Source organism: Clostridium sp. SGI.024 (assembly GCF_050315195.1).
In the GTDB taxonomy this organism is placed as follows: domain Bacteria; phylum Bacillota; class Clostridia; order Clostridiales; family Clostridiaceae; genus Clostridium.
Window position 1 is genome coordinate 1 of the sequence record NZ_JBNPON010000133.1, and the last position, 2,040, is coordinate 2,040.

The 2,040-nt window shown below is 23.8% G+C and carries 2 protein-coding genes and 1 pseudogene; all 3 read left to right on the plus strand.

The genetic code is table 11. The features are described from left to right. Positions 1-527: pseudogene (locus tag ACQRD5_RS17030) on the plus strand (hypothetical protein); the annotation flags it as partial. Positions 528-598: 71 nt separating this feature from the next. After that, positions 599-1,519, plus strand: coding sequence for an amidase domain-containing protein (locus tag ACQRD5_RS17035; RefSeq protein ID WP_294364526.1), 921 nt, complete (start codon positions 599-601; stop codon positions 1,517-1,519). A 282-nt stretch (positions 1,520-1,801) separates the two neighbouring features. Next, positions 1,802-1,957, plus strand: a complete 156-nt coding sequence (locus tag ACQRD5_RS17040) for a zinc-ribbon domain-containing protein (protein WP_291631554.1) — start codon at positions 1,802-1,804, stop codon at positions 1,955-1,957. The last annotated feature ends 83 nt before the right edge of the window (positions 1,958-2,040 follow it).

Sequence of the window (2,040 nt, forward strand, 5' to 3'; positions counted from 1 at the left end):
GGGGTGTATGTATGTACGTTTATAGAAAACATTTGAGGGCATCATTTTTAAATTACATTTTAGGAATGATTATATTTTTAAGTATTGGACTTTTAAGTGGATTTGCTGCAATATTATCAAGAAAAGCAAAATTTGAAATGATAGATTTTTTCATTTTAATAATTGTAGCTATAGTAATATTTACATTTATACTAATTGAATTTATTTTATTATACTTTTTATTTTTAAGAAGATTTAAGTATATTAATGTTACTTTAGAAGAGGATGCTATTATTTATAATAATAGTAAGAAGAAAATAGTAATACCATATGATGAAATTATAGAAATAAAATATCCGTCCATTAGATATATGGGGGGATGGATGAAAATTAAACATACTAATGGAAAAATTCGATTAACTGTTGTACTTGAGAATATAGGAGATTTTATGTATCGTTTAAAAGAAATTTTAGACGAAGGTGGAAAAAGTAATGCTATTACAGTTTCTACTTTGTTAAGTATAATTTTAATGATTTTTATAAGATAAAAGATATTGTAATAATTTTAATTTTATTTCAAAAGATATAATATACTATAAAATATCTGGAGAAATAAAACATGAGAATATTAATTAAAAATAAGAAAATAAAAGTATTATTAGTTATATTAATCTTAGTTGTAGTCGGTATAATTAGTAACAATAACTTTACTTTAGCAGGAGAGAAGAATAATAACTATAATAGAGAATTAGCCAGAGAATATGCTATTAAATGGGCAATATCTTCCAATAAGCAATATTATAATTATATAAATGATGGAGGAGATTGCACTAATTTTGTATCACAGGTTTTAAGAGCTGGTGGTATGGATTTTATAGGTTCTAGAAAAAATGCCACAAGTATTGATTCATGGTTTTATTATTCTTCTGATTTACCAAATAGAACTTCTACATGGACTTCAGCTAATGCCTTTAATTTACATTTTGGAAAATCGGGAAAAAGAGTATATAAATATAGAAAATATAGCATTGAAGAAGCTTTGAAAAATTGGGATGAAATTTATTCAAGTATCTATATAGGAGATATTATTCAATATACAAGGCCTAATAATATAGCCTTTCATTCACAGGCAATTACTGATTTATTAGATAATAAAACTATATATTTTAGTCAGCATTCAAATACAATAGAGAATTTTTATAAAAATGGCAATTTAAAATACTATTTGTTAGGTAAACCAAATGATTATAATTTATTAATTTATAATATTAAGGAAGAAAAAAGTGTAAATAATAATATGAGGAATAAGCCAATAACAACTGAAAAGAATTATAATAAAGAGCTAAAGGAAGCATTAAAAATAATTAAGTTAAGTATAGAAGACACTAGATTTGATAATAAGGGTTATAGAAATATAGAAACTGAGGAATTTATAAATAAAATGGAAAAGAAATTAACAGAAGTTGAATTACAAATGGATAAGCGTTCTAAAAAATCTAAGGAATTATTAGAAATATTATTAGATAGAAGTAATATATAAAAAATAAATTTTATATTTTTAGAATATAAAATGATAAAATTGATAAGAATAAAAATGACCCAAAAGGGTTACGTAGGTTTCTTTGCCGGTAGTTATAAGCTGCCGGTATTTTTTTAAAATATATTTAAATTTCTATGGATTTCTGGAATAAAATATGATATTATAGAAAAGTAGTCAATTTGACTAAAAAATAATTACTTTAAAGATTTTTGATAGATAATGATATTCTCCGTTATAGAGATTAATATTACTATAATAGTCTTTAAAATGGAGGGTTTATAAATGGAAGATAAGAAGATAATATGTAAAGATTGTGGATCAGAATTCGTATTCACAGTTGGAGAACAAGAATTCTACAAGGAAAAAGGATTCGATAACGAACCAGTAAGATGTCCAGCTTGTAGAAAAGCTAGAAAAGCTCAAAATAACAGAAGATAGTTAATTTAGACTGTAGGAAAATCTACAGTCTTTTTTATTTATATCCGTAAGTGGTAGTTCTAGTTATATTTACTGCTTTATTT

Coding starts and splice junctions, on each gene's coding strand:
- ACQRD5_RS17035 (WP_294364526.1), top strand. CDS start 599: ATGAGAATATTAATTAAAAATAAGAAAATAAAAGTATTATTAGTTATA.
- ACQRD5_RS17040 (WP_291631554.1), top strand. CDS start 1,802: ATGGAAGATAAGAAGATAATATGTAAAGATTGTGGATCAGAATTCGTA.